This window comes from Peterkaempfera bronchialis, assembly GCF_003258605.2.
Classification (GTDB): Bacteria; Actinomycetota; Actinomycetes; order Streptomycetales; family Streptomycetaceae; genus Peterkaempfera; species Peterkaempfera bronchialis.
Map to the genome: position 1 here is coordinate 212,990 of NZ_CP031264.1, position 26,826 is coordinate 239,815.

The following is a 26,826-nucleotide window of genomic DNA, read 5'->3' on the forward strand; positions in this document are numbered from 1 at the left end:
ACTGGTTCCCACCATGTGGAGAGGAGGAGCCGCAGATGCCGTACCGGCTGCCGCATGCCCTCCCCCACCGGCCGGCCGCGCCGCTGCTCACCGTGCGGCGCCATATCGACCTGGTCCGCGTCGCCGCCACCGGCTGTCGCTGACCCCTCGCCGCAGGCCGGGCCTCCGCCCCGTGCCTTCTGCCCCGCCGCCGCGCCCTGCCGCCGCGTCCCGCCCCTGTCGAGCCCCGCCCTGCCGCGCCCCGTCGCGCCCCGGCCGAGGGTTCGCTCCGCCCTGCCGTACGGAGTTGCCGCATGCCCACCCCCACCCCCGCCGCCACGCCCGCCACCCCGGCCAGGCTCGGCGAGCTGTGGTTCACCCGCTGCCCGGTGCCCACCGCCACCGGGATCGCCGCCGAACTCGGCCTGCTGACCGCCGAGTTCGCCCCCGAGGGGATCACCGTGCGATCCCTTCAGGACGCCCCGGCCGAGGTCGCCCGGGATCACCACTACACCCATGCGCTGCCCGGGCTGCTCCGCGAGGGCGGCAACGTCCCCGCGCTGTGGGCCCGTTCACGCGGCGAGGCCACCCGGCTGCTCGGCCTCAGCTGGATCGAGGAGCGGCAGGTGGTGCTGGTCCGCCCCGACTCCGGCCTCGGGTCGGCCGAGCAGCTGCGCGGCCGGCGCCTGGCGGTGCCCCGCCACCGCCTCGCCATCGACTTCTGGCGTGCCATGGCGCTGGCAGGCTTCACGGGGGCGCTCGCCTCGGCCGGCCTGACCCTCGCCGACGCCCACCCGGTGGAGGTGCTGGCCGACGCCGGGCAGGGCCAGTGGGAGTCCGAACTGCGGGCGCTGCTGGCCGGCGAGGTCGACGCGGTGTACGCCAAGGGCGCCCTCGCCGCCGAGGCGGCCACCCGGCATGGCGCCGTGGTCGCGGTCGACCTGGACGACCTGCCCGACCGCCGGGCCCGGGTCAACAACGGCACCCCGCGCCCGCTGACGGTGCACCAGGACCTGCTGGACCGCCACCCCGAGCTGGTGGCGCGCTTTCTGGCCGTCCTGGTGGAGGCGGCCGACTGGGCTGCGGAGAACCCGGCGGGTACCGCGCGCATCCTCGGTGCCGAGACCGGCGCGGGACCGAGCGGCGTCGCCGCCGCCTACCGGGCGGGCGGCCACCGCACCCTCCACCTCGACCTCTCCGAGGAGCGCCTGGAGCTGCTGGCCCGGCAGGAGCGGTTCCTGCACGGCCAGGGGTTCCTGGACGCCCCCGTCGACGTCCGGGCCTGGTCCGACCCGGAGCCGCTGCGCCGCGCCCGGGAGACCGCCGCCGCCCGCCGTCACGCCGGATGACCCCGCCCCCGCACCGACACCCGAGAAGGACACCCCCATGACCGCCCGCACCCTCCGCACCACCGCCGCCCTGCTTTCGGCGGCAGCGCTGCTGGCCACCGCCGCCTGCGGCTCCTCCGACCCGCAGGTCTCCGCCGCCGGGGCGGGGTCCGCAGCGGAGCAGGTCACCCTGCGCGTTCCCGACCCGGGCAACTCCGGCCCCCTGGCGCTCGGCAAGAAGGACGGCAGCCTCGCCGCCGCCCTGGCCACGGTGCACGCCAAGGTCGCCTGGACCGGCAGCGCCGGGCCCTTCGCCCCCGCCGCACAGGAGCTGAACGCCGGTCAGCTCGATGTCGCCCAGGGCTCCATCACCTCCGCGATCACCGCACTCTCCCAGAAGCCCGGCTTCAAGCTCTTCGCGGCCACCGCGCCCGACAAGGCGGGCGAGGGCATCCTGGTCAAGGACGGCTCCGGCATCCGCACCGTCAAGGACCTGGTGGGCCGGAAGGTCGCCGTCAGCCAGGGCGGCACCAGCGAGTACCTGCTGCTCAAGGCCCTCCAGCAGGAGAACATCCCGGTGGACCGCGTCAAGCGGGTCTACCTGGTCGCCAACCAGGCCGCCCCGGTCTTCAACTCGGGCCAGGTGGACGCCTGGGCGACCTGGGCGACCTTCTCGGTCACCGCCCTGTCCGGCGGCGCCCACTTCCTGGCCGACGGCGCCGCCGTGAAGTCCGACAACTACGCGGTCTGGGCGGTCCGCACCGCCTTCGCCGAGCAGCATCCCGAGGTGGTCCGGGCCTTCTACCGGTATCTGCACGACGCCGGCGCCGCCGAGCTGAAGTCACCGGAGAAGTACCTCAATGTCTTCACCGACGCCGGGCCGGAGGCCGTCAGCGGACGCAGGCGCGAGATCACCCTGGACATCACACGTCAGGGCGCCACCGTCGAGCCCATCAGGGAGCCCGAGATCGAACGGTTCGACACCGTCGCCCGGTTCTTCCTCGACCAGCGGGTCATCCCCGCCCCCATCGACGTGCGGCCCCACCTGATCGCCGCCGACCAGGTCACCGGGGGCGGATCGTGACCGCCCTGCTCGCCACCCCGGTCTCCGGCCGGTCGCCGGAGGAGCCGCCGCCCGGCCTGGTGCCGCCGCTGCCACCCCGTAGGCACACCGCCGCCCGGGGCAGACTCGCCGCCGCCCTGCGCGCGGTCGGCCCGCTGGCCCTGCTGGCCGGCTGGTGGACGGCCTCCGCCACCGGGGTGCTCACCCCGGACGTACTGGCCTCGCCTCCGGACGTGGTCCGCGCGGTCGGCGAACTGTGGGGCAACGGCCAACTCGCCGACGCCCTGCGGGTCTCCCTCACCCGCTCCGGCCTCGGGCTGCTGCTCGGCGCCGGCACAGGGCTGCTGCTGGGCATCGTCACCGGCCTGAGCAGGCTCGGCGACCAGCTGCTGGACTCCGCCGTACAGGTGCTGCGCACCCTGCCCTTCCTCGCGCTGGCGCCCCTCTTCATGGTCTGGTTCGGCATCGACGAGGCGTCCAAGGTGATCCTCATCGCGGTCGCCACCACCTTCCCCATGTACGTCAACACCGCCAGCGGGGTGCGCACCACCGACCCCAGGCTGCTGGAGGCCATGCGGACCTTCGGCCTGCACGGCATCGCCCTGGTCCGGCAGGTCGTGGTGCCCGCTGCACTGCCTTCGGTCCTGGCCGGCCTGCGGCTCTCCATGACGCTCTCCGTGATCGCCCTGGTCGCCGCCGAGGAGATCAACTCCACTGCCGGGATCGGCTATCTGATGGCCCAGGCGCAGAACTACGCCCGTACGGACATCCTCGCCCTGTGCGTGATCATCTACGGCGTGCTGGGCCTGGCCGCCGACGGGATCGTCCGCACCCTGGAGCGGCTGCTGGCACCCTGGCGCCGGGCGGGGGCCGCCCGATGAGCCCCGCCGACGCCGCCGACGCCGCCGACGCCGCCACCGGGACCGCCGAGACCGCCGGTACCGCCGTCCGGCTGCGCCGTCTGCGCCGGGTCTTCGGGGGCCGCGCCGTCCTGGACGGTATCGACCTCGACCTGGGGCGCGGCGAGTTCACCGCGCTGCTCGGTGCCAGCGGCACCGGCAAGACCACCCTGCTGCGCATCCTGGCCGGTCTGGACGCCGCCGACGAGGGCACCGTGCTGGTCCCCCCGTCCCGCACCGTGGTCTTCCAGGAACCCCGGCTGGTGCCCTCCAAACGGGTCCTCGGCAATGTCACCGTCGGCCTGCCGTCCGGCGCCCGCACCCGGGAGCGGGGCATCGCCGCCCTCGCCGAAGTCGGCCTGGAGCGCCACCGCGACGCCTGGCCCGGCACCCTGTCCGGCGGCGAGTCGCAGCGTGTCGCCTTGGCCCGCGCCCTGCTCCGCGAGCCCGAACTGCTGCTGCTGGACGAGCCGTTCGCCGCCCTGGACGCCCTCACCCGGCTGCGGATGCAGGACCTGGTCGGCGAGCTGTGCCGCCGCCACCGCCCCGCCGTCCTGCTGGTCACCCATGACGTCGACGAGGCGGTCCGGCTCGCCGACCGGGTGCTGGTGCTGCGCGACGGCCGACTCATCACCGACGTACGGACCGACCTGCCCGGCCCCCGTGACAGCGCCGACCCGGCCTTCGCCGTACTGCGCCGCCGTCTGCTCGCCGACCTCGGCGTCACCTCCACCCCGATCCCCGCCACCACTCCCGACAGGACGTGATCCCATGGCCCTCACCCTCGGCGTGCATGCCTCCAACCCCTCCCTCTACCACCTCTCGCGCCTCCCCCACCTGCTCGACCAGGAGCTCGCGCCGCTCGGCGAGACCGGCGTCTGGCACCGCTACACCGACGGCACCCGCACCGGGGCGCTGCTCGCCGACGGCACCCTGGACTTCGGCGGCACCGGCTCCACCCCGCCGGTGACCGCTCAGGCCGACGGGCATGACATCGTCTACACCGCCGTCTCCGCGCCCCGCCCCGGCCATGGCGCGCTGCTGGTCGCCGCCGCCGGGCCGGTGCACCGGGTCGCCGACCTCAAGGGGACCACCGTCGTGCTCGGCATCGGCTCCTGGCAGACCCATCTGCTGGCCAAGGCCCTGGACCGGGCCGGACTCTCCTACCGCGACGACATCACCGCCCAGCGCCCCAACGACTCCGCGCGGCACCCGGCCGAGCGGCTGCGCTCCGGCGAGATCGGCGGCTGGATCGCGCAGGAGGCGGACCTGGCCGCCGCCCTGCGGTCCGGGGACTTCAGGGTGCTGCTGCCGACCGCCGAGGTGATCACTGACCGCTCCGTCTTCTTCGCCCGCCGCGACCTGGCCGAGCAGCGGCCCGAGGTCGTCGCCGCGATCGCCGCGGCCCTCCAGCGGGCCGACGACTGGGCGGCGGCCCACCCCCGGGAGGCCGCCGAGGCGGTCGCGGCGGACCTGGGCGGCAGCGCAGACGACTGGGAGACGGCGCATCGGCTGCTGCCCTGGCGGCTGGAGCCCGTCTCCGACGCCTTCCTGGCCGAGCAGCAGGAGGCCGCCGACATCCTGCACGCGGTCGGCTTCACCGCCCGGCCGATCCGCACCGCCGATGCCTCGGTGGACGCCCTGCGGGCGCCCGTGGCGGCGGCCCTGGAGCGCGTCGCCGCCTCCCGTACCGGCCGGGAGGGCTGACCTGCGATGGCCACCGAAGTCCTCTGGTATGTCATCCCCCGCGAAGGCGGCTACCCCTGGGAGCCGGCCGGCCGCCGCCCCGTCGATCTGCGCTATCTCCAGCGGCTGGCCGGGGCGGTGGAGAGCCTCGGCTTCACCGGCGCGCTGCTGGCCACCGACCTGTACGACGTGTGGGCCCTGGGCAGCGCCCTCTCCGCCGCCACCAGCACCCGGTTCAAACCGCTGCTGGCCGTCCACCCCGGGCTGATCTCGCCGACCCTGCTGGCCAAGCAGGCCCTCACCTTCGAGCATCTCTTCGGCGGGCGGCTGCGCTTCAATGTGGTCAACGGCTCCACCCGGCACCTCGCCCAGTACGGCCTCCACCTGGAGGGCGACGAGCGGTATGCGCTCAGCACGGAGTACTGGTCGCTGGTCAAGCGGCTCACCGCAGGCGAGGTCTTCGACCACAAGGGCCGCTTCTACGAGCTCAGGGACGCCGGCGCCGACCTGCGGGAGGTGCCTCCGGTGCAGCGGCCGCACATCCCGCTCTGGTTCGGCGGCTCCTCGGCGGCGGGCATCGAGATGGCGGCCGAGCAGGTGGACGTCTACCTCACCTGGGGCGAGCCCGTACCGCAGCTCAAGGAGAAGCTGGACCGGGTCCGCGCACGGGCCGCCGCGTACGGCCGCACCCTGCGCATCGGGCTGCGGCTGCACCTGATCGTCCGCGACACCGAGGACGCGGCGTGGGCGGCGGCCGACCGGCTGCTGGACGTCACCAGCGAGGCCACCTACGCCGCCCGCCTGGGCGAGGCCCGGGATGCCGACGGGGTGGGCTGGCAGCGGCAGTTCCGCCAGCACGGCGGCCGGGTCCCGGCCCACGCCCGCGAGCTGGAGACCTACCCCAACCTGTGGCCCGGGATGAGCCTCTTCCGGCCCGGGCCCGGCACCGCCGTGGTCGGTTCCACCGCCCAGGTGGTGGAGCGGCTCCAGGAGTTCGAGTCGCTGGGCGTGGACACCTTCATTCTCTCCGGCAACCCGCTGCTCGAAGAGGCCTACCGGGTGGGCGAGACGGTGCTGCCCGCCCTGGGCGTCACCGGCTGACCGCCCCCGCGCGGTGCGGCCCGGCCCGACCGGGTCCGGCCGCACCGCGCCCCACCGCTGCGGTCAGTCGCGCTCGCGCCGCAGCCGGGCCGCGAGCAGCAGCAGGGCGACCGCCGCCCCGGCCCCGTCGACCGCAGTAGCGCCCCGCCCGGTCAGTAGGCGTTCAGCGACCGGCGGTGGCGGGCTGCGGCTGCTGCCCGTCCGCTGCGGCCCGGGCCGCGAGGATCTCCAGGGCCGTGGCGCGGGTGTTGGCCACATGGCGCCGGGCGAGGTGCGCGGCGGTCTCCGGGTCGCCCGCGCGCACGGCGTGGAACAGCTCCTCGTGCTCACCGCACATCAGCGGCCCGTCCCCCGGCTCCGCCGTGAGCCGGAAGAGCCGGCGCAGCCGCCCGTCCAGCGGCTGCATGAGGTCCTGGAGCAGCGGGTTCCCGGACAGGACGACGATCTGGCGGTGGAAGTCGGCGTTGAGCGCGGCGACGTCGCGGGCCCGTCCGCGCTCGGCGGCCCGCCGGGCGCGGGCGAGCAACTGCTCCAGCCGGCGCAGGCCCGCCGGGTCGGCATGCCGTGCGGCCAGGTCTGCGGCGAGCGCCTCAAGGTGTTCGCGGACGTCGAAGAAGTGCGCGGTGTCCTCCACCCCGACCTGGGACACGATGGTGCCGCGCCGGGGCAGGGTGGTGAGGAACGCCTCCGCCTCCAGCCGCTGCATGGCCTCGCGGACCGGAATGCGGGAGACCTCGAACTCCTCGGCCAGGTTGCGTTCGACCACCCGCTGGCCGGGTGCGAGCTGCCCCTCGATGATCAGCTCGCGGAGCGCCTCGTAGACCTGGTCGCGCAGGGACCTGTCCCCGGCCCCGATGCTCCTGCCCCACCCGGTCTGCGCCATCTCGCACCTTTCGCTGCCGACGTTCTGCCGTTCCCCGGTTCATCCTAGTCCCCGCCAGCCGAAAGAACCTCTTGCTTGGTATTCGGTATACCAAGTAGCTTGTGCCTGGCCATCCGGCCGTACCCTCACGCGTTCGGAAAGTCCTGATGCACAGCACCCCCTCACACCCCACCGTGTTGGCCGATGTCACCCTGCCGGACGGCCGACGCGCGGACGTGTCCCTGCGCGACGGTCTCGTCGCAGCCGTCCATGAGCGCCCCTCGCCCACCGAGGCGGCCACCGCAAGGGCCGAAGAGGCCGACGGGGCAGACGGGGCAGACGGCCGCCGGCTGTACCTGGCCGGTGCGCTTCTGCTCCCGGCGCTGGTGGACGGCCACACCCACCTGGACAAGACGTTCCTCGGAGCGCCCTGGCAGCCGCATCAGGCCGGCGGCACGATCCGTGAGCGGGTCACCGCCGAGCTCGACATCAGGCGCCGCCTCACCGTGCCGGTCGCCGAGCGCGCCCTGGCACTGGTCCACCGGATGGTGGGCCACGGTACGGGGCACACCCGGTCGCATGTCGACATCGACCCGCAGTCCGGCCTGGCGGGCCTGCACGCGCTGCTGGAGGTCCGCGAGCGCGTCCGCGAGCTGATGACGGTGCAGATCGTCGCCTTCCCGCAGAGCGGGGTGGTCACCGCACCCGGCGTCCCCGCCCTGCTGGACGCGGCACTGCGCGACGGCGCCGACCTGGTCGGCGGCCTGGACCCGCACGGCTTCGACGGCGACATCGACGGACAGCTCGACATCGTCTTCGGGCTCGCCGAGCGGCATGGCGTCGGCGTCGACCTCCATCTGCACGACCCCCGCGAGGTCGGGGCCGCGCAGCTGCGTGACATCGCGGCCCGCACTGCCGCGCTGGGCCTGGGGGGCCGGGTGACGGTCAGCCATGCCTACTGCCTCGGCGACATCGACGACGCCACCTTCGCCCGCACGGCCTCGGCGCTGGCGGAGGCCGGGGTGTCCATCCTCACCAACGGCCCGGCCGGGCCCATGCCGCCCGTACTGCGGCTGCGCGAGGCGGGCGTCCGTGTCTTCGCAGGCTCCGACAACATCCGCGACGCCTGGTGGCCCTACGGCACCGGCGACATGCTGGAGCGAGCGACCGTCATCGGCCTGCGCTCCGAGCTGATGACCGACGACGAGCTGCACCTGGCGGCCTCGCTGGTCACCACGGAGGCCGCCGCCGCGCTGGGCCTGGACCGCTATGGACTCCGGCCGGGCGACCGCGCCGACCTGGTCGCCGTCGCGGCCGGCAGCGTCGCCGAGGCGGTCGCCGCCCATCCCCGGCGGCTGCTGGTGATGCACGCCGGCCGCGTGGTGGCGACCGACGGCTGCCCGGTGCCCGGCCTGCCGACCCCCGAACCGGGCATCGAGCGCGCCTGGTAGCGCACCGCCCGGGCGCCGCTCCGCCCCTCACCCTCCCCCTCCCCCAGCCCAGCAAGGAGTCCCATGGCCACCACCGGTTCCGACGCCCCCACGGCGCCGCCAAGCGCACCCGCCCCCCACGGTCCGCGCGCCGCCAAGCCGCCCTCCCCCGGCGACACCGCCCTGACCAGCTCCGCCATCGGCGTGTCCGACCTGGTCTTCTTCGTGGTGGCCGCCGCAGCCCCGCTGACCGCCGTCGCGGGCGTCGCCCCGGCCGCCATGGCGATGGGCGGACTCGCCACCCCGCTCGGCTACATCCTCTCCGGCGGGCTGCTGGCGCTCTTCGCCGCCGGCTTCACCGCGATGAGCCTCTACGTCCGCAACGCCGGCGCCTTCTACGCCTATGTGGCGCGCGGCCTGGGCAAGGCGACCGGCGTCGGGACGGCCTATGTGGCGGTCCTCTCCTACAACCTGGTGGAGATCGGGCTCGTCGCCTGCTTCGGCTTCTTCGCCTCGGGCGGCGTCAGGGACCTCACCGGCTTCTCCTCGCCCTGGTGGCTCTGGTCGGCGATCTGCATCGCCGGTGTCGGCGCCCTCGGCTGGCTCCGGGTCACCCTCAGTGCCAAGGTGCTGGGGCTCGCGCTGGTCCTGGAGGTCGTGGTCCTGCTGATCCTTGAGGGCGGCGTGCTGGGCCACCGGGGCACTGCGGCGCTGGACTTCACGGCGCTCAACCCGACCTCGCTGGGCGGTGCGGGCGTGGCCGGCATGTTCGTGCTGGCGATCGGCGCCTTCACCGGGTTCGAGGCGACCGCGATCTACGCCGAGGAGGCCCGCGACCCCCGGCGCACCGTGCCCCGGGCCACCTTTGTCGCCGTCGGCTTCCTCGCCGTCTTCTACGCCTTCGCCGTCTGGGTGGTGATGGGGGCCTACGGTGCCAAGGACGCGGTGCGGGTCGCCCAGGGCAGCGACGGGTCCGACCTGGTCTTCAACGCGGCGGGCCGCTTCGTCGGCTCATGGCTCTCCGACAGCATGCACGTACTGATCATCACCAGCGCCTTCGCCGCCACCCTCGCCTTCCACAACGCCGCCGCCCGCTATCTGTACGCCCTCGGCCGCGAGGGGCTGCTGCCCCGCCGACTGGGCCGGGTCTCCCCCCGCAGCGGCTCCCCCGGCACCGCCGTGGCGATGCAGAGCCTGGTCGCGGCGGCCGTGATCGCCGTCGGGGCCCTCAGCGGCGCCGACCCGTACGCGGTGGTCTTCCTCTGGCCGAACGGCACCGGCGTCCTGGGCATCATGGCCATGCAGGCCCTCGCCGCCCTGGCGGTGTTCGGCTTCTTCCGCCGGGACCGCCGAGGGGTCTCCGCGTTCCGGGCCGTCTGGGCGCCCCTGCTCTCCTGCCTGGGCATCAGCGTGCTCACCGTTCTCGCGGCCATCCGGTTCGACCTGCTCACCGGGGCGTCCGGCGCGATCAACCTCGGGCTGGTGGCCCCGATTCCCGTGGTGTTCTGCCTCGGCCTCGCCGTCGCACGGCACATCCGCCGCACCGACCCGCAGCGGTACGCGCAGTTGACCACCGTGGACGTGGAACGCGACTGACCCCGGGAGCGGACCCCCGAGGGTTCACCGGGCCCGTATCCGGCTGCCTGTGCCCGAGCGCAGCCGGATACGGGGGTGGGACCGAGGCGGTGTCACCTGACGGTGAAGTAGTTGTTCCAGGCGTCCACCAGCGCCTGCCTGACCGCCTGCGGAGCGTGCTGCGCCGCCTGGTTGAACGTCCCGGTGACGCCGTAGTAGTAGTACTCGCCGTTGTTGGTCGCCACGTGGTCCTGACCGGGGTTGTCAACGTGCCGGCTGAGGTGCAGGTTGGCGAACGCCGCGATCCCCGAGCACACGTAGTAGACCCAATTCCCGGTGAGGTTCTCCAACTGGCCGGTGATCTTCCAGTCCGACATGGACATCCGCAGCCCCCTGGCTACTCTCGCAGGTACCTCGGGTCAACGCTCGTGGATGGTGATGTCACCGGTGCTGCTGACGGTCATGCCGAAGTCCTGTGGACTGCGGCGGACGTTCGCCAGGATGAACTCACCGCCCCCGTCGTCCCACTCCGCCTTGATCTTCCAGTTGTCGTCCCAGATCACGCACCTGCCCCGCCCCGTCTGGACGCTCAGCGGCCGCTCCTTGTGCTGGGAGATCCAGGCATAGACGTCCCCGTAGGACCTCGGGTTGACGGTCTGGCTGTCCCCCGCGTGCTCCTGGTTGACGAACGACACGTAGGAGTTGGACTGGTTGTCACATCCCTTGATTCCTGTGGTCACCTCAAGTCCCATCTGTGGTCGCTCGGAGTGCGTGCGTCCCGCCCTCCTGGAACGACTATGGCGACTTGAACGGGACAGACTGGGCCAGATGGGCTTCAATCCACCGTGAAGAGTGAAAACCCGCATAACTCCCTTGCCCGCTGCGGTAGTCAGGGCTCCGACAGCAGCAGGCGGAGGGCGAGGACGGTGATCAGGGTGCTGGAGGCCATGGCGGTGATGAACCGCCCGCGACCGCCGGTCAGGGCCCGTCCCAGCAGTGCGCCGCCGCCGGCGAGGAGCAGTTGCCAACTGGCGGAAGCGGCGAAGGCGGCGAGGACGAAGACGCCCTGCTCCAGCCGGTCCGGCGCCGTCGCGGTCCGGCTGCCGAGGACAAGGGCCGCGAAGTAGACCACGGTGGTGGGGTTGAGCATGGTGATCCCCCACAGCCCCGCATAGGCACGGGCGGGGCTGATCGGCACCCCTTTGCCCTCCCGGGTGGCCTCCTCGCTTCTGCGGTACCGGCCGATGGCCGCAGCGCCGCTCCGGACCGCCAGCGCGATCAGCACCAGGCCCGAGGCCCAGCGCAGCGGCAGCATGACCGGCTGGAGCGCATGGGCGAGGGAGGAGCCCCCCACCGTCGCGATCAGCGCATAGACGCCGTCTGCGGTGGCGACGCCCAGGGCGGCACAGGCGCCGGTCTTCGGAGACGTCCGGGCGGTGAGGGCCACCAGATAGGTCGCGACCGCTCCCACGGGCATGGCGATGCCATAGCCGGCGAGGAGCCCCGCGACCAGGGCGGCGGTCACGACCGCGCGGAGGTCGGCCTTCGCGGTCGGCCGGGCTGCTGCCGGACCCGCGCCGGTCGGGCGGTACGGGTCGGCGGCAGGAAGGCAGTGGTCGTGGTCATGGGCAGATCCTGCGGTCGGCGGAGCCGCCCGGGCAACTCCATTGACGCTCGCCCCCGGAGACCGCCGGGCCGAAGGGCAGCCGGGAAGCCGAGGGAGTCCGGGCAGAAGCCGAGGGAGTACGGGCATACGACAGCCCCCGGCGCTCCCCCCGGGACCCTGAGTCCCAGTCGTCGCTGGGATCTCCGGTACCGGGGTTACCCCACCGGGGGCCTGGCCAGAGCCAAGATTCGGGTCACTCGGTCCGATGGACGTCTCCGTCGGCGGTGCGGCTCGCTCCGGTTGTCTGGTGTACTGACCAGTCTGCTCCCTGTATGGCAGCAGTCAAGAGGTATTTTCCGATGTACCCGAAAGGTCAGGACCGGTGCTCCAGGACGCCCCGGAGCAGGGCCGCCTGCCCGATGTGCTGGAGGTCGTCGCCGACGACGCTGACCAGGCGGACCCCCAGCGTCACCGGAGGGTCCCAGGACTCGTCGACGACGCGGTCGAGCGCCGCGTCATCGAGGGTTCCGAGGAAGGCGAGGGTCTGCTCATGGACGGCCTCGTGGTAGCCGAGCAGCAGGTCGGGGGAGTCCACCCGGACGGCCGCGACCTGCCGGCCGCTGTGGCCGTAGCCGGTGGAGTGCGAGGGCAGGGGCAGGTCGAGGCAGGCGGCCCAGCCCTTCGCCGTCCAGACCTGCTCCAGCCCGGAGGCGTCGGCGATGTGGTCGTCCTGGATCCGGGTCAGGTGCCAGACCAGCCAGGTGATCGAGTTGGTGGTCCCGTCCAACCGCTCGTTGAGCTCGTCGGCCGACAGGCCGCCCACCACCTCCCGCACCGTCTCCCGGATCCGCCCGAAGGCGTCGGCCAGTACGTCCGTGCCGTTCATCTCGCTCCCTCACCACAGCTCTGACCACCGCCCGGCGGACGGTGCGCGTCTTCCACGATGAGTCCCCGCCGCCCGGGAGGCGGGCAGCAACACCCGGGGCTGCGCCGTGTTGCGACGGCGGCGGCGGCGTGGCACCGCCGCCCGGCGCAGGAGCTGCGGCCGGGCGGCGGGCGCTGGGTGGGGGGTCAGCCGGCGAAGGCGGTGGTGCCGTTCGGCGTGCCGAGGCCGGTCGGGCCGTCGTAGCCGGGGCCTGCGGTGCAGAGGTAGGCCGGGGAGCAGCTGCCGTTGCTGCCGGTGGTCACGTCGTTGAGCGCGGTGGTGTGGGCGTAGGGGAAGGACGCGGGGGTGGAGCCGCTCGACGGGGGGCCGGCCAGCGCGTAGACGGCGGCGATGATCGGCGAGGAGGCGCTGGTACCGCCGAAGACCATCCAGCCCGGGTCGCCTCCGTAGGTGTCGTAGACGGCGACGCCGGTGGCGGGGTCGGCGACGGCGGAGACGTCGGAGATGGTGCGCTTGGTGCAGCCGGTGTCGGTCTGCCAGGACGGCTTGGCGTCGTACTTGGAGCAGCCGGAGCCGGTGCCCTCGGTGGAGTTGGTCTTCCACACCTTCTCGGTCCAGCCTCTGCTGGAGCTGTCCCTGGTGAGCGCGGTGCCGCCGACTGCGGTGACATACCGGGACGCGGCCGGGTACTCGGCGCCGTAGGCGGAGTCGCCGGCGCTCACCGTGATGGCGACGCCCGGGTGGTTGAAGTAGCTGCTGTCATAGCTGGTGTCGGAGGAGGACTCCGAGCCGCCGTAGCTGTTGGAGACGTACTTGGCGCCGAGGGTGACGGCCTCGTTGACTGCGGTGCCGAGGTTCGCCATGGAGGCGCTCTTCGCCTCGACCAGCAGGATCTTGCAGTTCGGGCAGATGGCGCTGGCCATGTCGAGGTCGAGCGAGATCTCCTCGGCCCAGCCGGCGTCGGCGGAGGGCAGCGAGGTGGTGCTGCCGGTCTGGCTGACCTTCTTGAAGCAGCCGTTGGCGGTGGTGCAGGCCGGCAGTCCGTACTGGGCGCGGTAGGTCGCCAGGTTGGACTCGGCGCTGGGGTCGTCGTAGGCGTCCACGATGGCGATGGTCTGGCCGGTCCCCTTGGAGGCGGCGGCCGTGGCCAGGCCGTAGGCGGCCTGGAGGTCCGAGGGGCCGTAGCCCGAGGGGGTCGCGGCGGTGGCGTGCGGGGCGGTGCCGGTGGCTGCGGCCTGTGCGGCCATGAAGGCGGTGGTGCCGCCGGTGACCCGGAGGGCCTTGCAGGCTTCGATGCCGGGGGTGGTCGCCTGGGCGCAGGAGCGGGACCAGGTGACCGAGGGGGTGAGGCCGCCGGCGGTGGTGCGGGCGTCGGCCGGGGCGGCTGCGGCGAGGCCGGAGACGGCCAGGCCGAGCGCCGCGGTGGCGGTGAGGGCGGTGCGGCGGCGGGCCGCGCTGGGGATGGTGCGCACGGTGGGACCTCCTGGGGCGGTGACCTTGGAGAGGCGGCAGGGAAGGCCGTTGCGGGCGTGGTGAGCCCACGGCCTGGCGGAGCACAGGTCATGCGGGGTGGTGTGGTGCTGCCGACGAGCGCGGCGGTGGTCAACCTAGGAGGCATGTCCATGACGAACAAGGGCGCGGACGGAAGCTCTACCCGTGCTTTACCGGGGCGGGGGTGGCCATGAGCAACCGTTTGCATGGACATGGCCGTCCGCATGCCGGACGGCGTGGCGACTCTCTGCCAGTGGCGGGAAAGGGCAGGCCGGAAGCGGTGTCAAGGGTCCGTCAAGAGCCGGAGCAGCGCTGTATGGGAACCATCAAGGGCGCTCCTGACGGCCCCTGGGAAGCGGTTCCCTACAGGGGTCGGTCTTCGATCGGCACCGGTTCCGCCCCTTCGCAGGGGGCGTGCCCGGTCACGCCGCAACCTCTTCCGGGTGATCTCATGCTCGACGTCGTCTTCATCGGCGTCACGGTCCTGGTCTTCGTCGTCCTCGCGGTGGTCGCGCGGGGGGTGGAGCGCCTGTGAGCGCGCCGGCCGGCTCCGTGCCGCAGCTGCCACCGCCCGCCCGCCGTCCCGAGGTGGAGCAATGAGTGTGGAGAACATCGTCGGTCTGATCGTCGCCGTCCTGCTGGTCGGCTACCTGGTACTGGCCCTGATCCACCCGGAGAAGTTCTGAGATGAACGCCACTCTCGCGGGCTGGCTCCAGGCCGGCCTCCTGGTGAGCGCCCTGGCCGCCTGCTACCGCCCGCTGGGCGACTACCTGGCCCACCTGTTCACCTCTCCCCGACACCTCGGAGCCGAGCGCGTCCTCTACCGGCTGGTGGGCGTGGACGCCGACGCGGACCAGCGCTGGCCGGTCTATCTGCGCAGCGTCCTGGCGTTCTCCGCCGTGTCGGTGCTCTTCCTGTACGGCTTCCAGCGGTTGCAGAGCCATCTGCTGCTCAGCCTGGGCTTCCCGGCCGTCAGGGCGGACACCGCCTTCAACACCGCCGTCTCCTTTGTCACCAACACCAACTGGCAGTCGTACGCGGGCGAGTCGACCATGGGCCACCTGGTGCAGATGGCCGGGCTTGCGGTGCAGAACTTCGTCTCGGCGGCGGTGGGCATCGCCGTGGCGGCCGCGCTGCTCCGGGGGTTCACCCGGCGCCGCACCGACCGCCTCGGCAACTTCTGGGTGGACCTGACCCGGGTCACCTTCCGGCTGCTGCTGCCGCTGGCGGTCGTCTTCGCCCTGGTGCTGGTGGCCTCGGGCGCCGTACAGAACTTCCACGGCCTGACCGAGGTGCATACGCTGACCGGTGGCACCCAGCCGATCACCGGTGGCCCGGTGGCCTCCCAGGAGGCCATCAAGGAGCTGGGCACCAACGGCGGCGGCTTCTACAACGCCAACTCCGCCCATCCCTTCGAGAACCCCAACCCGTTCAGCAACCTGCTGGAGATCTTCCTCATCCTGCTGATCCCGGTGGCGCTGCCGCGCACCTTCGGCCGGATGGTGAGGGACCACCGCCAGGGCTACGCGATCCTCTCCGTGATGGCGCTCTTCTGGGTGGCGTCCACGGTGCTGATCACCTTCTTCGAGTCCCGCCACGGCGGCTCGGTCGGCCGGCTCGCCGGTGCCGCGATGGAGGGCAAGGAGCAGCGGTTCGGGATCGCCGGGTCGTCGCTCTTCGCGGCGTCCACCACCCTGACCTCCACCGGCGCGGTGAACTCCTTCCATGACTCGTACACGCCGTTCGGCGGCGGTCTGACGCTCTTCGACATGATGCTGGGCGAGATCGCCCCCGGCGGGGTCGGCTCCGGCCTGTACGGGATGCTGGTGCTCGCGGTCGTGGCGGTCTTCGTCGCCGGGCTGATGGTGGGCCGCACCCCGGAGTACCTGGGCCGGAAGCTGGGCGCGCGGGAGATGAAGTTCGCCTCCCTCTACGTCCTCACCACACCCGCGATCGTGCTGGTCGGCACCGGCCTGGCGATGGCGCTGCCCGGCGAGCGGGCGGCGATGCTGAACGCCGGGCCGCACGGCTTCTCCGAGGTGCTGTACGCCTTCACCTCGGCCGCCAACAACAATGGCTCCGCCTTCGCCGGGCTCAGCGTGGACACCCCCTGGTGGAACACCGCGCTGGCGCTGGCGATGCTCTTCGGGCGCTTTCTGCCGATGGTCTTCGTGCTGGCGCTGGCCGGTTCGCTGGCCGGGCAGCAGCCCGTACCGGCCACCGACGGCACCCTGCCCACGCACCGGCCGCTCTTCGTCGGCCTGCTGTCCGGGGTCGTGCTGATCGTGGTGGGCCTCACCTACTTCCCGGCGCTCGCGCTGGGTCCGATCGCGGAGGGCCTGTAGTCCATGTCGTCTCTCTCCACTCGTGAACGGACCCCCCGGCCGACCAGGTCGCCCGCGGGGGACGGGGGCGAGCCGCACCGGGTCTCCGGCGGGCTGCTGGAGCCCAGGCTGCTCATCGCCTCCCTGCCCGGCGCGGTGCGGAAGCTCGACCCCCGGGTGATGGCCAGGAACCCGGTGATGTTCGTGGTCGAGGTCGGGGCCGTGGTCACCGCCTTCTCCGCGCTCAGGAACCCCGGTGTCTTCGCCTGGGTGATCACCGTCTGGCTCTGGCTCACCGTGGTCTTCGCCAACCTGGCCGAGGCCGTCGCCGAGGGCCGGGGCAAGGCGCAGGCCGACACCCTGCGCCGCAGCCGGACCGGCACCGTCGCCCGGCGGCTGACCGACTGGCAGCCCGGACGGTCCGGCGCCCCGGAGGAGGAGGTCTCCGCCGCCGCGCTGCGGCCCGGCGACCACGTCCTGGTGGAGGCCGGCGGGACCATACCCGGCGACGGGGACGTGGTCGAGGGCGTGGCCAGCGTGGACGAGTCGGCGATCACCGGCGAGTCCGCCCCCGTCATCCGCGAGTCCGGCGGCGACCGGTCGGCCGTCACCGGCGGCACCAGGGTGCTCTCCGACCGCATCGTCGTGAAGATCACCTCCGAGCCCGGCAGGACCTTCATCGACCGGATGATCGCCCTGGTCGAGGGCGCCGCCCGGCAGAAGACCCCCAATGAGACCGCCCTCAACATCCTGCTGGCGTCCCTCACCATCGTCTTCCTGCTGGCCGTCGTCACCCTCCAGCCGATGGCCTCCTACGCGGGCGCCCCGCAGACCCTGATCGTGCTGACCGCCCTGGTGGTCGCCCTGATCCCCACCACCATCGGGGCGCTGCTCTCGGCGATCGGCATCGCCGGCATGGACCGCCTGGTGCAGCGCAATGTGCTCGCCATGTCCGGCCGCGCCGTCGAGGCCGCCGGCGATGTCGGCACCCTGCTGCTGGACAAGACCGGCACCATCACCCTCGGCAACCGCCAGGCCGCCGCCTTCCTCACCGCCGGCGGCGTCGACGCCGCCGAACTGGCCGACGCCGCCCAGCTCTCCTCGCTCGCCGACGAGACCCCCGAGGGCCGCTCGGTGGTCGTCCTCGCCAAGGAGGAGTACGGTCTGCGGGCCCGCACCTCCGGCGAACTCGGCCACGCCGACTGGGTGCCCTTCACCGCCCGCACCCGGATGTCGGGCGTGGACCTCACCGAGGACGGCACCACCCGCCGGATCCGCAAGGGCGCGGCGGGCGCGGTCGCCGACTGGGTCACCGAGCACGGCGGCACCGTCGGCGCCGAGGTCACCGCGCTGGTGGAGCAGATCTCCGCGTCCGGCGGCACTCCGCTGGTCGTCGCCTCCCAGGAGGGGGCCGTACCCCGGGTGCTCGGCGTGATCCACCTCAAGGACATGGTCAAGCACGGCATCCGGGAGCGGTTCGCGGAGCTGCGCCGGATGGGCATCAGAACCGTCATGATCACCGGCGACAACCCGCTGACCGCCCGGGCCATCGCCGAGGAGGCGGGCGTCGACGACTTCCTCGCCGAGGCCACCCCCGAGGACAAGCTGGCCCTGATCAGAAGGGAGCAGGCCGGCGGCACGCTGGTGGCGATGACCGGCGACGGGACCAATGACGCCCCGGCGCTGGCCCAGGCCGACGTGGGGGTGGCCATGAACACCGGCACCACCGCGGCCAAGGAGGCCGGCAACATGGTGGACCTGGACTCCGACCCCACCAAGCTGATCGAGATCGTCGAGATCGGCAAGCAGCTGCTGATCACCCGGGGCGCGCTGACCACCTTCTCCATCGCCAATGACGTCGCCAAGTACTTCGCGATCATCCCGGCCATGTTCGCCGCCGCGTATCCCGGCCTGGACCGGCTCAACCTCATGCGGCTGCACAGCCCGCAGTCCGCAATCACCTCGGCGATCGTCTTCAACGCCCTGATCATCGTGGTGCTGATCCCGCTGGCCCTGCGCGGTGTGCGCTACCGGCCGTCCTCGGCCTCCGCGCTGCTCCGGCGCAACCTCTGGGTCTACGGCCTGGGCGGACTGCTGCTGCCGTTCGCCGGTATCAAACTCATCGACCTCCTTGTCCAGTTCGTCCCCGGGCTCCGCTGACCCGGCCCGGAGAGAACGGAGACACCCTCATGTCCAAGCCCCTCCCCACCGCCCTGCGCTCCCACCTCACGGCGCTGCGGATGCTGCTGGTGATGACCGTGCTGCTCGGCCTCGCCTACCCGCTGCTGATCACCGGCGCCGCGCAGGCGGTCTTCACCCACCAGGCCAACGGCTCGCTGGTGCAGGCCGACGGGCGGACCGTCGGCTCCAGCCTCATCGGCCAGCGCTTCGACCTGCCCGGCACCTCGGGGCGGCCGGACCCCCGGTGGTTCCAGCCCCGCCCCTCCGCCGCCGGCTACAACCCCACGGCCAGCGGCGCCTCCAACCTCGGCCCCAACAGCGCGGACCTCGCCAGGACGGTCCGGGCGCGCAGGGACGCCGTCGCCGCCTTCGACGGCGTCACCCCCTCCCGGGTCCCCGCCGACGCCGTCACCGCCTCCGGCTCCGGCCTGGACCCGGACATCTCCCCGGCGTACGCCCGCGAGCAGGTGAACCGGGTCGCCCGGGCCCGCGCGCTGGCCCCGGCGGCCGTCGCCCGGCTGGTCGAGGAGCACATCCGGAACCGGCCGCTCGGCTTCCTCGGCAATGAGCGGGTGAACGTCCTGGAACTCAACCGGGCGCTGGCGGCACTGCGGTGACACAGCGGAGGTAGCGGACGCCGCCCGGTGCCGGTCAGGGAGTGACCCGCACCGGGCGGCCGACGCAGCAGACACCGGCTACGGCATGGCGGTCCGGTACTGCTCGACCTCCGTCCAGGCGGCCGGCACGGCCGCGAGGCACCGGTCGAAGACCTCGGCCTGGCGCAGATAGGCGGCGCGGTCGGGTCCGGGGCGTACGCAGAGGTCGTCCGCGTCGTCCACCGACCACGGCCGGGCGTCCTGGGAGAGGGCTGCGGGCAGCAGCGAGGCGACCCCCCGGGCGCCGAGTTCGCTGGTGAGCTGGCGGCGGACCGGGCGGCCCAGCACATCGGCGAAGATCTGCGCCCAGACCTCGGAGCGGGCGCCGCCGCCGGCGATCCGCCAGGGGCGGTCCCCCACCTCGGCCCCGCTCACCACGACCCGGTCGAGCTGCACCCGGTGGTACTGGGCGACCCCCTCGATGACCGCCCGGGTGAGATGGCCGCGCCGATGCAGGCCGGAGATGCCGAGGAAGGTCCCGGAAGCGGCGGGGTGCTCGGGGGCGCCGTTGACAAAGGGCAGGAAGAGCAGGCCCTCCGCGCCCGGTGGCACGGTGGCCGCCTCCCGCAGCAGCTCCACCGGGGACACGCCGCCGACCCGGCCGTGCGGTACCGAGGCGGAGGCCAGCCACTCCAGGTTGGCGGCCGAGGTCGGGGCGACCTCCATGGCGAGCATCCGGGTGGGGTCGGGCAGCAGGGCGCTGAGGGTGACCCGGGGCGCGGGAGTACCGGCCGGCACCACCACGCCGTTGATCGCCCAGGTGCCCACGATGACCGTGACATCGCCGAGTTCGCGACCGCCCGCGCCCAGGGTCGCCGCCACGCAGTCCATGGCGCCCGCGACGACCGGCAGCCCCTCGGGCAGTCCGGTACGGGCGGCCACCTGCGCGGTCAGCCCGGCGACCACCTCGCCGGAGGACCGCAGGGCGGGGAAGCGGCGCAGGTCGTCGGCGGGCAGGCCGACCAGGTCCAGCGCCGTGGCGGTGTAGCGGCGGGTGTCCAGCGCGACCATGCCGAAGGCGCTGGCATCGCTGTAGTCGGCGCTGGCGACCCCGGTGAGCTGGGAGGTCACCCAGTCCTTGCAGGAGAGCGCCCACCGGGTGGCCCGGTAGGTCTCCGGCTCGTGGTCGCGCAGCCACCGCAGCAGCACGCTGGGCTGGGCGGCCCAGGGGATGGAGCCGGTCTCCGCCGCCAGCCGGGCCGCCGCCTCGGGGGCGATGGCCTCCACGATCCGCTGCGCCCTGCTGTCGGAGGAGGCGATGGCGGCGCCGACGGGCCGCAGTTCCGCGTCGACCGGGTAGAGGCCGTTGCCGTGGCCCGCGACGCCGATACCGGCCGGGACGTAGCCGTCGGCGGCCAGCTTGGCGGCCAGCTCCTCCAGCAGCGTCAGCACGGTGTCGGCCAGGACCGCCATGTCCACCTCGTGGCGGTGCGCCGTGACGCAGGTGCGCGGCGTCCTGGCCGTGACGATGTGCAGCTCGCGGCCGTCCGCGTCGAAGGCCGCCGCCTTGGTGGCGGTCAGACCGACGTCGACGCCGAGGTAGCAGGTGGTCACAGCGCCCTCCTGTCGCTGGTGGCGGTGGCCGCCGGGTCCTGCATCGTACGGGGTCGGAAGCGTCGGAGCTCCCGGTCGTAGCCGGCGAGCTCGTCCTGGATGCGGTCCTCGTCCCAGCCCAGGTGCGGGGCGGCGATGCGGGCGCAGCGGGGGGCGGCGGCGCGGCCCATGTCGCCGCCGAGTCCGATGAGGGTGCGGCGCAGCAGGATGTCGCCCAGGGTGGCGGCGCCCTCCTCGCGGACCGCGAGGACCACCTCGGCGCCGATCGCGCCCGACTCCTGGTCGACGGTGTCCAGCAGGTCCGGGTCGGCCTCGGCGAGGGCGAGCACCTGCCGGGCCCGTACGCCGTAGAGGTCGAGCAGCCGGCGGCGCTGGGCGGGGGTGAGGACCGGGGAGTCGAGGAAGTCCTGGCGGAAGGCGGGCCAGTGCGAGGTGTCGGCGCCGGGCAGCGGGCGGGTGCGGGTGGTGCACGGCCGGGGCGCGCGGCCCAGGACCTTGAGTGCCTGGTCGGTGACGTCCTCGGCGAGCGCCCGATGGGTGGTCAGCTTGCCGCCGATGACGGAGAGCAGGCCCGGGTGGGCGGGGGCGTGGTCGAGCACGGTGTGGCCGCGGCTGATGGCGGCGTTGTCGGTGACGTCGGCCGTGTACGGCAGGGGGCGGATGCCGGCCACGCTGTAGAGCACGTCGCCGGGGGTGAGCCCGGCGCTGGGGAAGATCCGGTTGGTCTCGCTGAGCAGGTAGTCGATCTCGGCGTCGTCGGCGATGACCTCGTCCAGGTCGCCGTCGTAGCTGAGGTCGGTGCTGCCCAGCAGGTAGCGGCCTTCCCAGGGGAAGACGAAGATCGGCCGCTGGTCGGACGCGGCCTCGAAGAAGATGCAGGTCTCGGGGGCGCCGGGGAAGGGGTCCACGATGACGTGGCTGCCCTTGGTGCCGCCGTTGAGCCGCCGGGAGCTGATCTGGCCGTCAAGGACCTGGTCGATCCAGGGGCCGGCGGCGTTCACGGTGAGGCGGGCCCGGACCTCGCGCTCGTGGCCGGTCCGGTTGTCCCGGGTGCGCAGGCCGGACACCCGGTCGCCGTCGCGGATCAGCCCGGTGACGGTGGTGTGGGTCAGGATCTGCGCGCCGAGGCGGCGGGCGTCCAGCAGCAGTTCCACGCAGAGCCGCTCCGCCCAGGGCACCTGCGCGTCGTGGAAGAGCGCGGCGCCCCGGAGGCCCTTGGTCGACAGGTGCGGCCACTGCCGGGCCACCCGGCGGGTGGAGACGCTGCGGCTGCGGCCCCGGCCACGGCCCACCGCCATGGCGTCGAACGCGGCGAGGCCGAGCCGGATGAGCGCGCCCGGCCTGCTGTTGCCCGCGTAGAAGGGGATGAGCATGGGGTAGTCGCGGACCAGGTGCGGGGCGTTGCGGAAGAGCAGGTGCCGTTCCCGGATGGACTCGTGGACCAGCGTGAAGTCATAGCGTTCGAGGTATTTCAGGCCGCCGTGGATCAGTCGGCTGGAGGTGCTGGAGGTGCCGGACCCGGCGTCGGCGCGGTCCACCACCACGACGCGCAGGCCGCGCGCGGCGGCGTCGCGGGCGATGGCCAGCCCGTTGATCCCGGCTCCGACGACGGCGAGGTCGGCGATGTCCTGGCCGTCGGAGTGGTGTTGCGACATGGGAGCTCCCGGAGGTGAGGGGTGCCGGTCCCGGTGGCCCGCACCGGGACCGGCACCCGCGCAGAGGTCAGGCGGAGGCGGAGTCGGCTGCGAGCCCCCGGAACAGCTCGTACGCCTCCTCGGGCTTGACCTGGTCGTGCACGACGGCGCGGACGGCGGCGAGCATCGCGGCCGGGTGCTCGCTCTGGAAGATGTTGCGGCCCATGTCCACTCCGGCGGCGCCCTCCTGGATCGAGCGGTAGGCCATGGTCAGGGCGTCCAGTTCGGGCAGCTTCTTGCCGCCCGCCACGATGATCGGCACCGGGCAGCCGGCGGTGACCGTCTCGAAGCCCTGCTCGACGTAGTAGGTCTTGACGACATGTGCGCCCATCTCGGCGCTGATCCGGGTGGCCAGCCGGAAGTAGCGGGCGTCGCGGACCATGTCCTTGCCGACGGCCGTGACGCCCAGGACGGCGATGCCGTGCCGCTGTCCGGCGTCCACCAGGGCGGCGAGGTTGCGTACCGAGCGCGACTCGTGCTCCGCGCCGATGAAGACCTGGATGGCCAGGGCGGCGGCGTTCAGCCGGACGGCGTCCTCGATGTCCAGGGCGAGGTGCTCGTCCGAGAGGTCGCGCAGCACGCTGGGGCCGCCGCTGGCGCGCAGCACGATGCCCGCTTCGCTGTGCGGGGGGATGCTGGTGCGCAGCGCGCCTCGGGTCATCATGATCGCGTCCGCGTCGGGGACCAGCGGGGCGATGGTGGCGTCCAGGCGCTCCAGGCCCGCCATCGGGCCGAGGAAGTAGCCGTGGTCGAACGCCAGCATGACGGTGCGTCCGGTGTCCCGGCGGAAGATGCGGGAGAGCCGGTTCTGGAGGCCCCAGTCCTGGGCCTGGGCGCCCTTGACGTGGAAGCCGCCGGCGGTGGTGGTCCGGGGGCCGGCGAAGTCGCGGGCCTCACGCAGGTCGTCGGTGTCAGCCATGGGTCTGTCCTTCTGTAGTGGCGGTGCTTGTCGGGGTGGTGCTTGTCGGGGTGGTGCTTGTCGGAAAGGTGTGGGGCGGCGGACCGCTGGGCGGCCGGTGCCTGGTACGGGAGGGTGCGGGGCCGGGGCGGCGGCTGCCGCCGCCTGCCAGGAAGAGGACGAAGAGGACGAGGCAGCCCTTGAGCAGGTTCTGCGCTGCGGTGCTCCAGCCGACCAGGTTGACCAGGCCGTCCAGCAGGATGAAGAAGAGCGCTCCGCCCCAGACGCCGACCGGCACGGCCCGGCCGCCGGAGATGAGCGTCCCGCCGATGACGACCACCGCGATCGAGTCGAGCAGATAGCGGGTCCCCAGGTCGGGGGTGGGCGCGATGTAGGTGGCCAGCAGGGCGCCGGTGAGTCCGGCCAGTGCGCCGCTGGCCAGGTAGGTCGCGGCGACGACCCGGGTGACGGGGACTCCGGCCCGCTCGGCGGCGCGGGCGTTCTGGCCGACGGCGGTCAGCGACCGCCCGTAGGTGGTGCCGCGCAGCAGCAGGACGGTCAGCACGGTCAGCGCCGCGACGGCGACGGCCGGCAGCGGGATTCCCGCCGGGCGCAGATTGAGCAGTCGGCGCAGTCCCGGGTCGGGCAGCGCGGTGAAGCCCTCGGCCAGGGCGAGCGTGCAGGAGGAGGCCACCAGGCCGGACGCCAGCGTGGCGATGATCGGGGGGACGGACAGCCCGAGGATCGCGACCGAGCTGACTGCCGCCACCGCGAGGCCCGCCGCGATCCCGGCGAGGATGCCGAGGACGACCGAGCCGGTGGAGGCGGTGGCCCCGACGGAGACAAACCCGGCCAGCGAGATCACCGGCCCCACGGAGACGTCGATATTGCCCGGTCCGGCGGTGACGACCAGCATCTGGCCGATGCCGACGACGATCAGGTACGGGGCCAGGGAGAGCGCCAGGGAGACCGTCTGGCCGCCGCCCTGGCCGGAGACCGCCAGGATGACCAGCCAGACCAGCAGGGCCGCGAGGAATCCCCAGATCCAGGGGCGGGTGAGCAGGGTACGGGGGTTCATCGCAGCACCTTCCCGATCAGCACCCGGCCGGCGAGGACGGCCAGCACGATGGCGCCCTGGACGGCGGACTGCATGGTGGACGGCACGTCCAGCAGGCTGAGCGTCACGCTGACCAGGCCGAGGGTCACCCCGCCGATGGCCACGCCCCACGGGACGGCGCTGCCGCCTCGGAAGCTGCCGCCGCCGAGGATCACGGCGGCCACGGTGATCAGGGTGTAGCTGGAGGCCGACGAGACATCGCCGCCGCCGGTCTGCGAGGCCAGCAGCAGCCCGGACAGCACCCCGAGGGCGCCTGCGGCGGCGTAGGCGACCACCCGCGAGGTCAGCGGGCGCAGCCCGGCGCGTTCCAGGGCGGTGGCATTGCTGCCCAGGGCGCGGATGCGGACGCCCAGGGCGCTGCGGGCGGCCAACAGGTGGACCAGTGCGGCGACCGCGAGGATCGGCAGCAGCGGCGCCGGGAACCCGGCCGGCTGCCAGGCGCCGAACGACGCCAGCCAGTCCGGGGTGGTCCCTCCCGGGGTGGGCAGCACGGACAGTCCCAGGCCCAGCCAGACGAAGGACGCGCCCAGCGTCGCGATGAGGGCGGGCACCCGGCGCAGGTGGATGAGCGCGCCCAGGACGGCGTACCCGGCGACGAGCGCCAGCAGGATCAGGACGCCGGTCAGCGGGGAGGTGACCAGCCTGGTCGCGGCGATGACGGTGACCAGGCCGACGAAGGCGCCGATGCCGAGGTCGATGTCGCCGACCGACATGAGCATCATCTGGGCCTGGGCCGCGAAGACGAGGGGCACGGCGGCGGAGAGGACGAGCGCGAACCCCGGAACAGTCAGGACCCCCGACTGGAGGGAGGCGCAGACCGCGACCATGGCGGCCAGGGCGATTGCGCTGACCGCTGCCGGCGCGGCTCTGCGCACCCCGGCTCTGGTCGGCAGCGCCGACGTGAGGACATCAGTCATGGCGGTGTGCTCCGGCTGGGTTGGCGGCGGCCCGCGAGGGGGCGGCCGGGCGCTGGTCGGACTCGGCGAAGGAGACGGCGATGATCCGCTCCTCGGATATCTCCGGGCCGGTCAGCTCGGCGACGACCTGCCCGGCCCGGAAGACATAGACCCGGTCGCAGTGCGCCATCTCGGCGTTCTCGCTGGAGTACCAGACGACGCTGCGGCCCTGGGCGGCCTCGGCCCGGATGAGTCCGTACAGATCGGTCTTGGTGTGCACGTCGACGCCCCGGAAGGGGTCGTCGAGCAGCACCAGGTCCGCCGCCGAGGCGAAGGCGCGGGCCACGATCACCTTCTGCTGGTTGCCTCCGCTGAGCTCGGTCATCGCGGCGTCGGCGCCGCCCCGGATCGCCAGCCGCCCGACCCAGTCCAGGACGACGGCGCGCTCCTCGGCGGTCCGGCGGACCCCGTACCGGGCGAGGGTGCGCATGCCCGAGACGATGAGGTTCTCCGCGACCGTCCAGAGCGGCAGCACCCCGGAGCGCTGCCGGTCGCCCGGGACGAAGGCCCGGGTGCCGTGGACGGTGGTGTCCCGGCGCACCGGACGCCAGAGGCGTTCCAGCACCTGCTGCTGGCCCTGTCCGGCCAGCCCGGCCAGGCCCACCACCTCGCCCTTGGCGACGCGCAGGCTGACGCCGCGCAGGCCGGGGCCGGTGGCGTCGCGCAGTTCGGCGGCCGGGGAGGCGTCGGCTGCGGGCGCGGGGGCGGTCCGCCCGGGTGCGCTGCGCAGCGCCACCTCGGCGCCCATCAGGCGCAGCACGTCGTCCTCGCCGAGCCCGGCCGCCCGGCGGTCCTCGGCGACGGCGCCGTCGCGCATCACCGCGACCCGGTCGGCCACCGAGAGGACCTCGCGGATGCGGTGCGAGATGAGCAGGACCGCGGTGCCCCGGGCGGTGAGGGTGCGGACATAGGCGTACAGGGAGTGCGCCGCGTCCGGTCCGAGCGACTCGGTCGGCTCGTCGAGGATCAGCAGGTCCAGTGGCTCGGCGAGGCTCGCACGGGTGATCTCGACCATCTGCCGCTGGGCGAGCGTCAGGTCCTCGACCCGGTCGCGGGGCGAGACGCCGTGGCCGGGGAAGATCTCGTCCAGCCGCCGCCGCACCGCCTCGCCTGCGGCCCGCCGCCAGCGCGCCCGGGGCAGGCAGCGGCGGGAGGAGAGCCAGATGTTCTCCGCGACGGTGAGGTCGGGGCAGAGCGAGGTCTCCTGGTACGCCATGCGTACGGTGCGGAAGTCCTGCTCCCGGGGCCGGGCTCCGCCGGGGACCTCGTGTCCCAGCACGGTGACCGCGCCCTGGTCGCACCCCTCCAGACCGGCGAGGACGCGCATCAGGGTGCTCTTGCCGGCGCCGTTGTGGCCGACCAGGCCGAGCACCTCGCCGGCGCGGACCTCAAGGTCCACTCCGCTGAGGGCGCGGGTCGGGCCGTAGGTCTTGGTCACGCCGCGGGCGGCGACCACGGTCCGTACGGCGGAGGGGTCTCGGCCCTCCCCCGGCGGGACCGCGAGCGGTCCCGCCGGCAGCTTGTCGACGTGCATGCCTC

26 protein-coding genes are annotated in these 26,826 nt (G+C 73.5%); 14 read left to right on the top strand and 12 right to left on the bottom strand.

What is annotated here, in order from left to right:
* Nucleotides 1–35 precede the first annotated feature (35 nt).
* From C7M71_RS32840 to C7M71_RS00945, 7 genes are all read left to right on the top strand, one after another.
* A complete protein-coding gene (locus tag C7M71_RS32840) occupies nt 36–143 on the top strand; it encodes a putative leader peptide (protein ID WP_322975136.1) in 108 nt (35 codons plus the stop codon).
* Between the two features lie 150 nt (nt 144–293).
* On the top strand, nt 294–1,328 hold the full coding sequence (locus tag C7M71_RS00920) for an ABC transporter substrate-binding protein (protein WP_114914117.1): 1,035 nt from the start codon (nt 294–296) through the stop codon (nt 1,326–1,328).
* Between the two features lie 37 nt (nt 1,329–1,365).
* Nucleotides 1,366–2,391, top strand: a complete 1,026-nt coding sequence (locus tag C7M71_RS00925; RefSeq protein ID WP_111494461.1) for an NrtA/SsuA/CpmA family ABC transporter substrate-binding protein — start codon at nt 1,366–1,368, stop codon at nt 2,389–2,391.
* Entirely contained in the window at nt 2,388–3,251 is an 864-nt protein-coding gene (locus tag C7M71_RS00930; protein ID WP_229758451.1) for an ABC transporter permease, read from the top strand. Before C7M71_RS00925 ends, C7M71_RS00930 begins: the two co-directional genes overlap by 4 nt.
* Nucleotides 3,248–4,036: an ABC transporter ATP-binding protein gene (locus tag C7M71_RS00935; RefSeq protein ID WP_111494465.1), complete on the top strand. Its 789-nt coding sequence runs from the start codon at nt 3,248–3,250 to the stop codon at nt 4,034–4,036. The genes C7M71_RS00930 and C7M71_RS00935 overlap by 4 nt, the downstream gene beginning before the upstream one ends.
* 4 nt (nt 4,037–4,040) lie before the next feature.
* Nucleotides 4,041–4,976, top strand: a complete 936-nt coding sequence (locus tag C7M71_RS00940) for an ABC transporter substrate-binding protein (RefSeq protein ID WP_111494467.1) — start codon at nt 4,041–4,043, stop codon at nt 4,974–4,976.
* Between the two features lie 6 nt (nt 4,977–4,982).
* Entirely contained in the window at nt 4,983–6,056 is a 1,074-nt protein-coding gene (locus C7M71_RS00945) for an LLM class flavin-dependent oxidoreductase (RefSeq protein ID WP_111494469.1), read from the top strand.
* Between the two features lie 163 nt (nt 6,057–6,219).
* On the opposite strand, the gene C7M71_RS00950 is transcribed toward C7M71_RS00945, so the two are convergent.
* Nucleotides 6,220–6,939, bottom strand: coding sequence for a GntR family transcriptional regulator (locus tag C7M71_RS00950; protein ID WP_114914118.1), 720 nt, complete (start codon nt 6,937–6,939; stop codon nt 6,220–6,222).
* Nucleotides 6,940–7,085: 146 nt separating this feature from the next.
* On the opposite strand from C7M71_RS00950, the gene C7M71_RS00955 reads away from it, so the two are divergent.
* Entirely contained in the window at nt 7,086–8,369 is a 1,284-nt protein-coding gene (locus C7M71_RS00955) for an amidohydrolase family protein (RefSeq protein ID WP_114914119.1), read from the top strand.
* Nucleotides 8,370–8,432: 63 nt separating this feature from the next.
* A complete protein-coding gene (locus C7M71_RS00960) occupies nt 8,433–9,944 on the top strand; it encodes an APC family permease (protein WP_111491327.1) in 1,512 nt (503 codons plus the stop codon).
* Between the two features lie 92 nt (nt 9,945–10,036).
* On the opposite strand, the gene C7M71_RS00965 is transcribed toward C7M71_RS00960, so the two are convergent.
* The 5 genes from C7M71_RS00965 to C7M71_RS00985 all read right to left on the bottom strand — a co-directional run bounded on the left by C7M71_RS00965 (nt 10,037) and on the right by C7M71_RS00985 (nt 13,887).
* The gene (locus C7M71_RS00965; protein ID WP_162824092.1) at nt 10,037–10,306 is read right to left on the bottom strand and encodes a hypothetical protein; all 270 of its coding nucleotides are present in this window, start codon (nt 10,304–10,306) and stop codon (nt 10,037–10,039) included.
* Between the two features lie 36 nt (nt 10,307–10,342).
* Nucleotides 10,343–10,663: a hypothetical protein gene (locus tag C7M71_RS00970; protein ID WP_111491331.1), complete on the bottom strand. Its 321-nt coding sequence runs from the start codon at nt 10,661–10,663 to the stop codon at nt 10,343–10,345.
* A gap of 149 nt (nt 10,664–10,812) precedes the next feature.
* The gene (locus tag C7M71_RS00975; RefSeq protein ID WP_175607614.1) at nt 10,813–11,448 is read right to left on the bottom strand and encodes a LysE family transporter; all 636 of its coding nucleotides are present in this window, start codon (nt 11,446–11,448) and stop codon (nt 10,813–10,815) included.
* A gap of 454 nt (nt 11,449–11,902) precedes the next feature.
* Nucleotides 11,903–12,415 carry a mycothiol transferase gene (locus tag C7M71_RS00980; RefSeq protein WP_111491325.1) on the bottom strand — a complete coding sequence of 171 codons (513 nt, stop codon included), beginning with the start codon at nt 12,413–12,415 and terminating at the stop codon, nt 11,903–11,905.
* A gap of 185 nt (nt 12,416–12,600) precedes the next feature.
* On the bottom strand, nt 12,601–13,887 hold the full coding sequence (locus C7M71_RS00985) for a S53 family peptidase (protein ID WP_111491324.1): 1,287 nt from the start codon (nt 13,885–13,887) through the stop codon (nt 12,601–12,603).
* Between the two features lie 335 nt (nt 13,888–14,222).
* Between C7M71_RS00985 and C7M71_RS30435 the strand changes: the two genes are divergently transcribed.
* From C7M71_RS30435 to kdpC, 5 genes are all read left to right on the top strand, one after another.
* Entirely contained in the window at nt 14,223–14,441 is a 219-nt protein-coding gene (locus tag C7M71_RS30435; RefSeq protein WP_162824093.1) for a hypothetical protein, read from the top strand.
* 61 nt (nt 14,442–14,502) lie between these two features.
* The gene (gene kdpF, locus C7M71_RS00990) at nt 14,503–14,592 is read left to right on the top strand and encodes a K(+)-transporting ATPase subunit F (RefSeq protein WP_111491323.1); all 90 of its coding nucleotides are present in this window, start codon (nt 14,503–14,505) and stop codon (nt 14,590–14,592) included.
* A gap of 1 nt (nt 14,593) precedes the next feature.
* A complete protein-coding gene (gene kdpA / locus C7M71_RS00995; protein ID WP_111491322.1) occupies nt 14,594–16,252 on the top strand; it encodes a potassium-transporting ATPase subunit KdpA in 1,659 nt (552 codons plus the stop codon).
* Nucleotides 16,253–16,255: 3 nt separating this feature from the next.
* Complete coding sequence (gene kdpB, locus C7M71_RS01000) at nt 16,256–18,391, top strand: potassium-transporting ATPase subunit KdpB (protein ID WP_111491321.1); 2,136 nt, start codon at nt 16,256–16,258, stop codon at nt 18,389–18,391.
* Nucleotides 18,392–18,420: 29 nt separating this feature from the next.
* Nucleotides 18,421–19,029, top strand: a complete 609-nt coding sequence (gene kdpC, locus C7M71_RS01005) for a potassium-transporting ATPase subunit KdpC (protein WP_111491320.1) — start codon at nt 18,421–18,423, stop codon at nt 19,027–19,029.
* A gap of 78 nt (nt 19,030–19,107) precedes the next feature.
* Here the strand turns inward: kdpC and C7M71_RS01010 are convergent, their stop codons facing one another.
* From C7M71_RS01010 to C7M71_RS01035, 6 genes are all read right to left on the bottom strand, one after another.
* Complete coding sequence (locus tag C7M71_RS01010) at nt 19,108–20,622, bottom strand: FGGY-family carbohydrate kinase (protein ID WP_111491319.1); 1,515 nt, start codon at nt 20,620–20,622, stop codon at nt 19,108–19,110.
* On the bottom strand, nt 20,619–22,277 hold the full coding sequence (locus C7M71_RS01015) for a glycerol-3-phosphate dehydrogenase/oxidase (protein WP_111491318.1): 1,659 nt from the start codon (nt 22,275–22,277) through the stop codon (nt 20,619–20,621). The genes C7M71_RS01010 and C7M71_RS01015 overlap by 4 nt, the downstream gene beginning before the upstream one ends.
* A gap of 67 nt (nt 22,278–22,344) precedes the next feature.
* Complete coding sequence (gene lsrF / locus C7M71_RS01020) at nt 22,345–23,235, bottom strand: 3-hydroxy-5-phosphonooxypentane-2,4-dione thiolase (protein ID WP_111491317.1); 891 nt, start codon at nt 23,233–23,235, stop codon at nt 22,345–22,347.
* Entirely contained in the window at nt 23,228–24,292 is a 1,065-nt protein-coding gene (locus tag C7M71_RS01025) for an ABC transporter permease (RefSeq protein ID WP_111491316.1), read from the bottom strand. The genes lsrF and C7M71_RS01025 overlap by 8 nt, the downstream gene beginning before the upstream one ends.
* Complete coding sequence (locus C7M71_RS01030) at nt 24,289–25,248, bottom strand: ABC transporter permease (protein ID WP_111491315.1); 960 nt, start codon at nt 25,246–25,248, stop codon at nt 24,289–24,291. The genes C7M71_RS01025 and C7M71_RS01030 overlap by 4 nt, the downstream gene beginning before the upstream one ends.
* Nucleotides 25,241–26,821 carry a sugar ABC transporter ATP-binding protein gene (locus C7M71_RS01035; protein WP_114914120.1) on the bottom strand — a complete coding sequence of 527 codons (1,581 nt, stop codon included), beginning with the start codon at nt 26,819–26,821 and terminating at the stop codon, nt 25,241–25,243. The genes C7M71_RS01030 and C7M71_RS01035 overlap by 8 nt, the downstream gene beginning before the upstream one ends.
* Between the last annotated feature and the right edge of the window lie 5 nt (nt 26,822–26,826).

Coding starts and splice junctions, on each gene's coding strand:
- C7M71_RS00955 (WP_114914119.1), top strand. CDS start 7,086: ATGCACAGCACCCCCTCACACCCCACCGTGTTGGCCGATGTCACCCTG.
- C7M71_RS32840 (WP_322975136.1), top strand. CDS start 36: ATGCCGTACCGGCTGCCGCATGCCCTCCCCCACCGGCCGGCCGCGCCG.
- C7M71_RS00940 (WP_111494467.1), top strand. CDS start 4,041: ATGGCCCTCACCCTCGGCGTGCATGCCTCCAACCCCTCCCTCTACCAC.
- C7M71_RS00920 (WP_114914117.1), top strand. CDS start 294: ATGCCCACCCCCACCCCCGCCGCCACGCCCGCCACCCCGGCCAGGCTC.
- C7M71_RS00925 (WP_111494461.1), top strand. CDS start 1,366: ATGACCGCCCGCACCCTCCGCACCACCGCCGCCCTGCTTTCGGCGGCA.
- C7M71_RS01035 (WP_114914120.1), bottom strand. CDS start 26,821: ATGCACGTCGACAAGCTGCCGGCGGGACCGCTCGCGGTCCCGCCGGGG.
- kdpA (WP_111491322.1), top strand. CDS start 14,594: ATGAACGCCACTCTCGCGGGCTGGCTCCAGGCCGGCCTCCTGGTGAGC.
- C7M71_RS01030 (WP_111491315.1), bottom strand. CDS start 25,248: ATGACTGATGTCCTCACGTCGGCGCTGCCGACCAGAGCCGGGGTGCGC.
- C7M71_RS00950 (WP_114914118.1), bottom strand. CDS start 6,939: ATGGCGCAGACCGGGTGGGGCAGGAGCATCGGGGCCGGGGACAGGTCC.
- C7M71_RS00965 (WP_162824092.1), bottom strand. CDS start 10,306: ATGTCCATGTCGGACTGGAAGATCACCGGCCAGTTGGAGAACCTCACC.
- C7M71_RS00960 (WP_111491327.1), top strand. CDS start 8,433: ATGGCCACCACCGGTTCCGACGCCCCCACGGCGCCGCCAAGCGCACCC.
- kdpC (WP_111491320.1), top strand. CDS start 18,421: ATGTCCAAGCCCCTCCCCACCGCCCTGCGCTCCCACCTCACGGCGCTG.
- kdpB (WP_111491321.1), top strand. CDS start 16,256: ATGTCGTCTCTCTCCACTCGTGAACGGACCCCCCGGCCGACCAGGTCG.
- C7M71_RS00980 (WP_111491325.1), bottom strand. CDS start 12,415: ATGAACGGCACGGACGTACTGGCCGACGCCTTCGGGCGGATCCGGGAG.
- kdpF (WP_111491323.1), top strand. CDS start 14,503: ATGAGTGTGGAGAACATCGTCGGTCTGATCGTCGCCGTCCTGCTGGTC.
- lsrF (WP_111491317.1), bottom strand. CDS start 23,235: ATGGCTGACACCGACGACCTGCGTGAGGCCCGCGACTTCGCCGGCCCC.
- C7M71_RS01015 (WP_111491318.1), bottom strand. CDS start 22,277: ATGTCGCAACACCACTCCGACGGCCAGGACATCGCCGACCTCGCCGTC.
- C7M71_RS01025 (WP_111491316.1), bottom strand. CDS start 24,292: ATGAACCCCCGTACCCTGCTCACCCGCCCCTGGATCTGGGGATTCCTC.
- C7M71_RS00935 (WP_111494465.1), top strand. CDS start 3,248: ATGAGCCCCGCCGACGCCGCCGACGCCGCCGACGCCGCCACCGGGACC.
- C7M71_RS30435 (WP_162824093.1), top strand. CDS start 14,223: ATGGGAACCATCAAGGGCGCTCCTGACGGCCCCTGGGAAGCGGTTCCC.
- C7M71_RS00945 (WP_111494469.1), top strand. CDS start 4,983: ATGGCCACCGAAGTCCTCTGGTATGTCATCCCCCGCGAAGGCGGCTAC.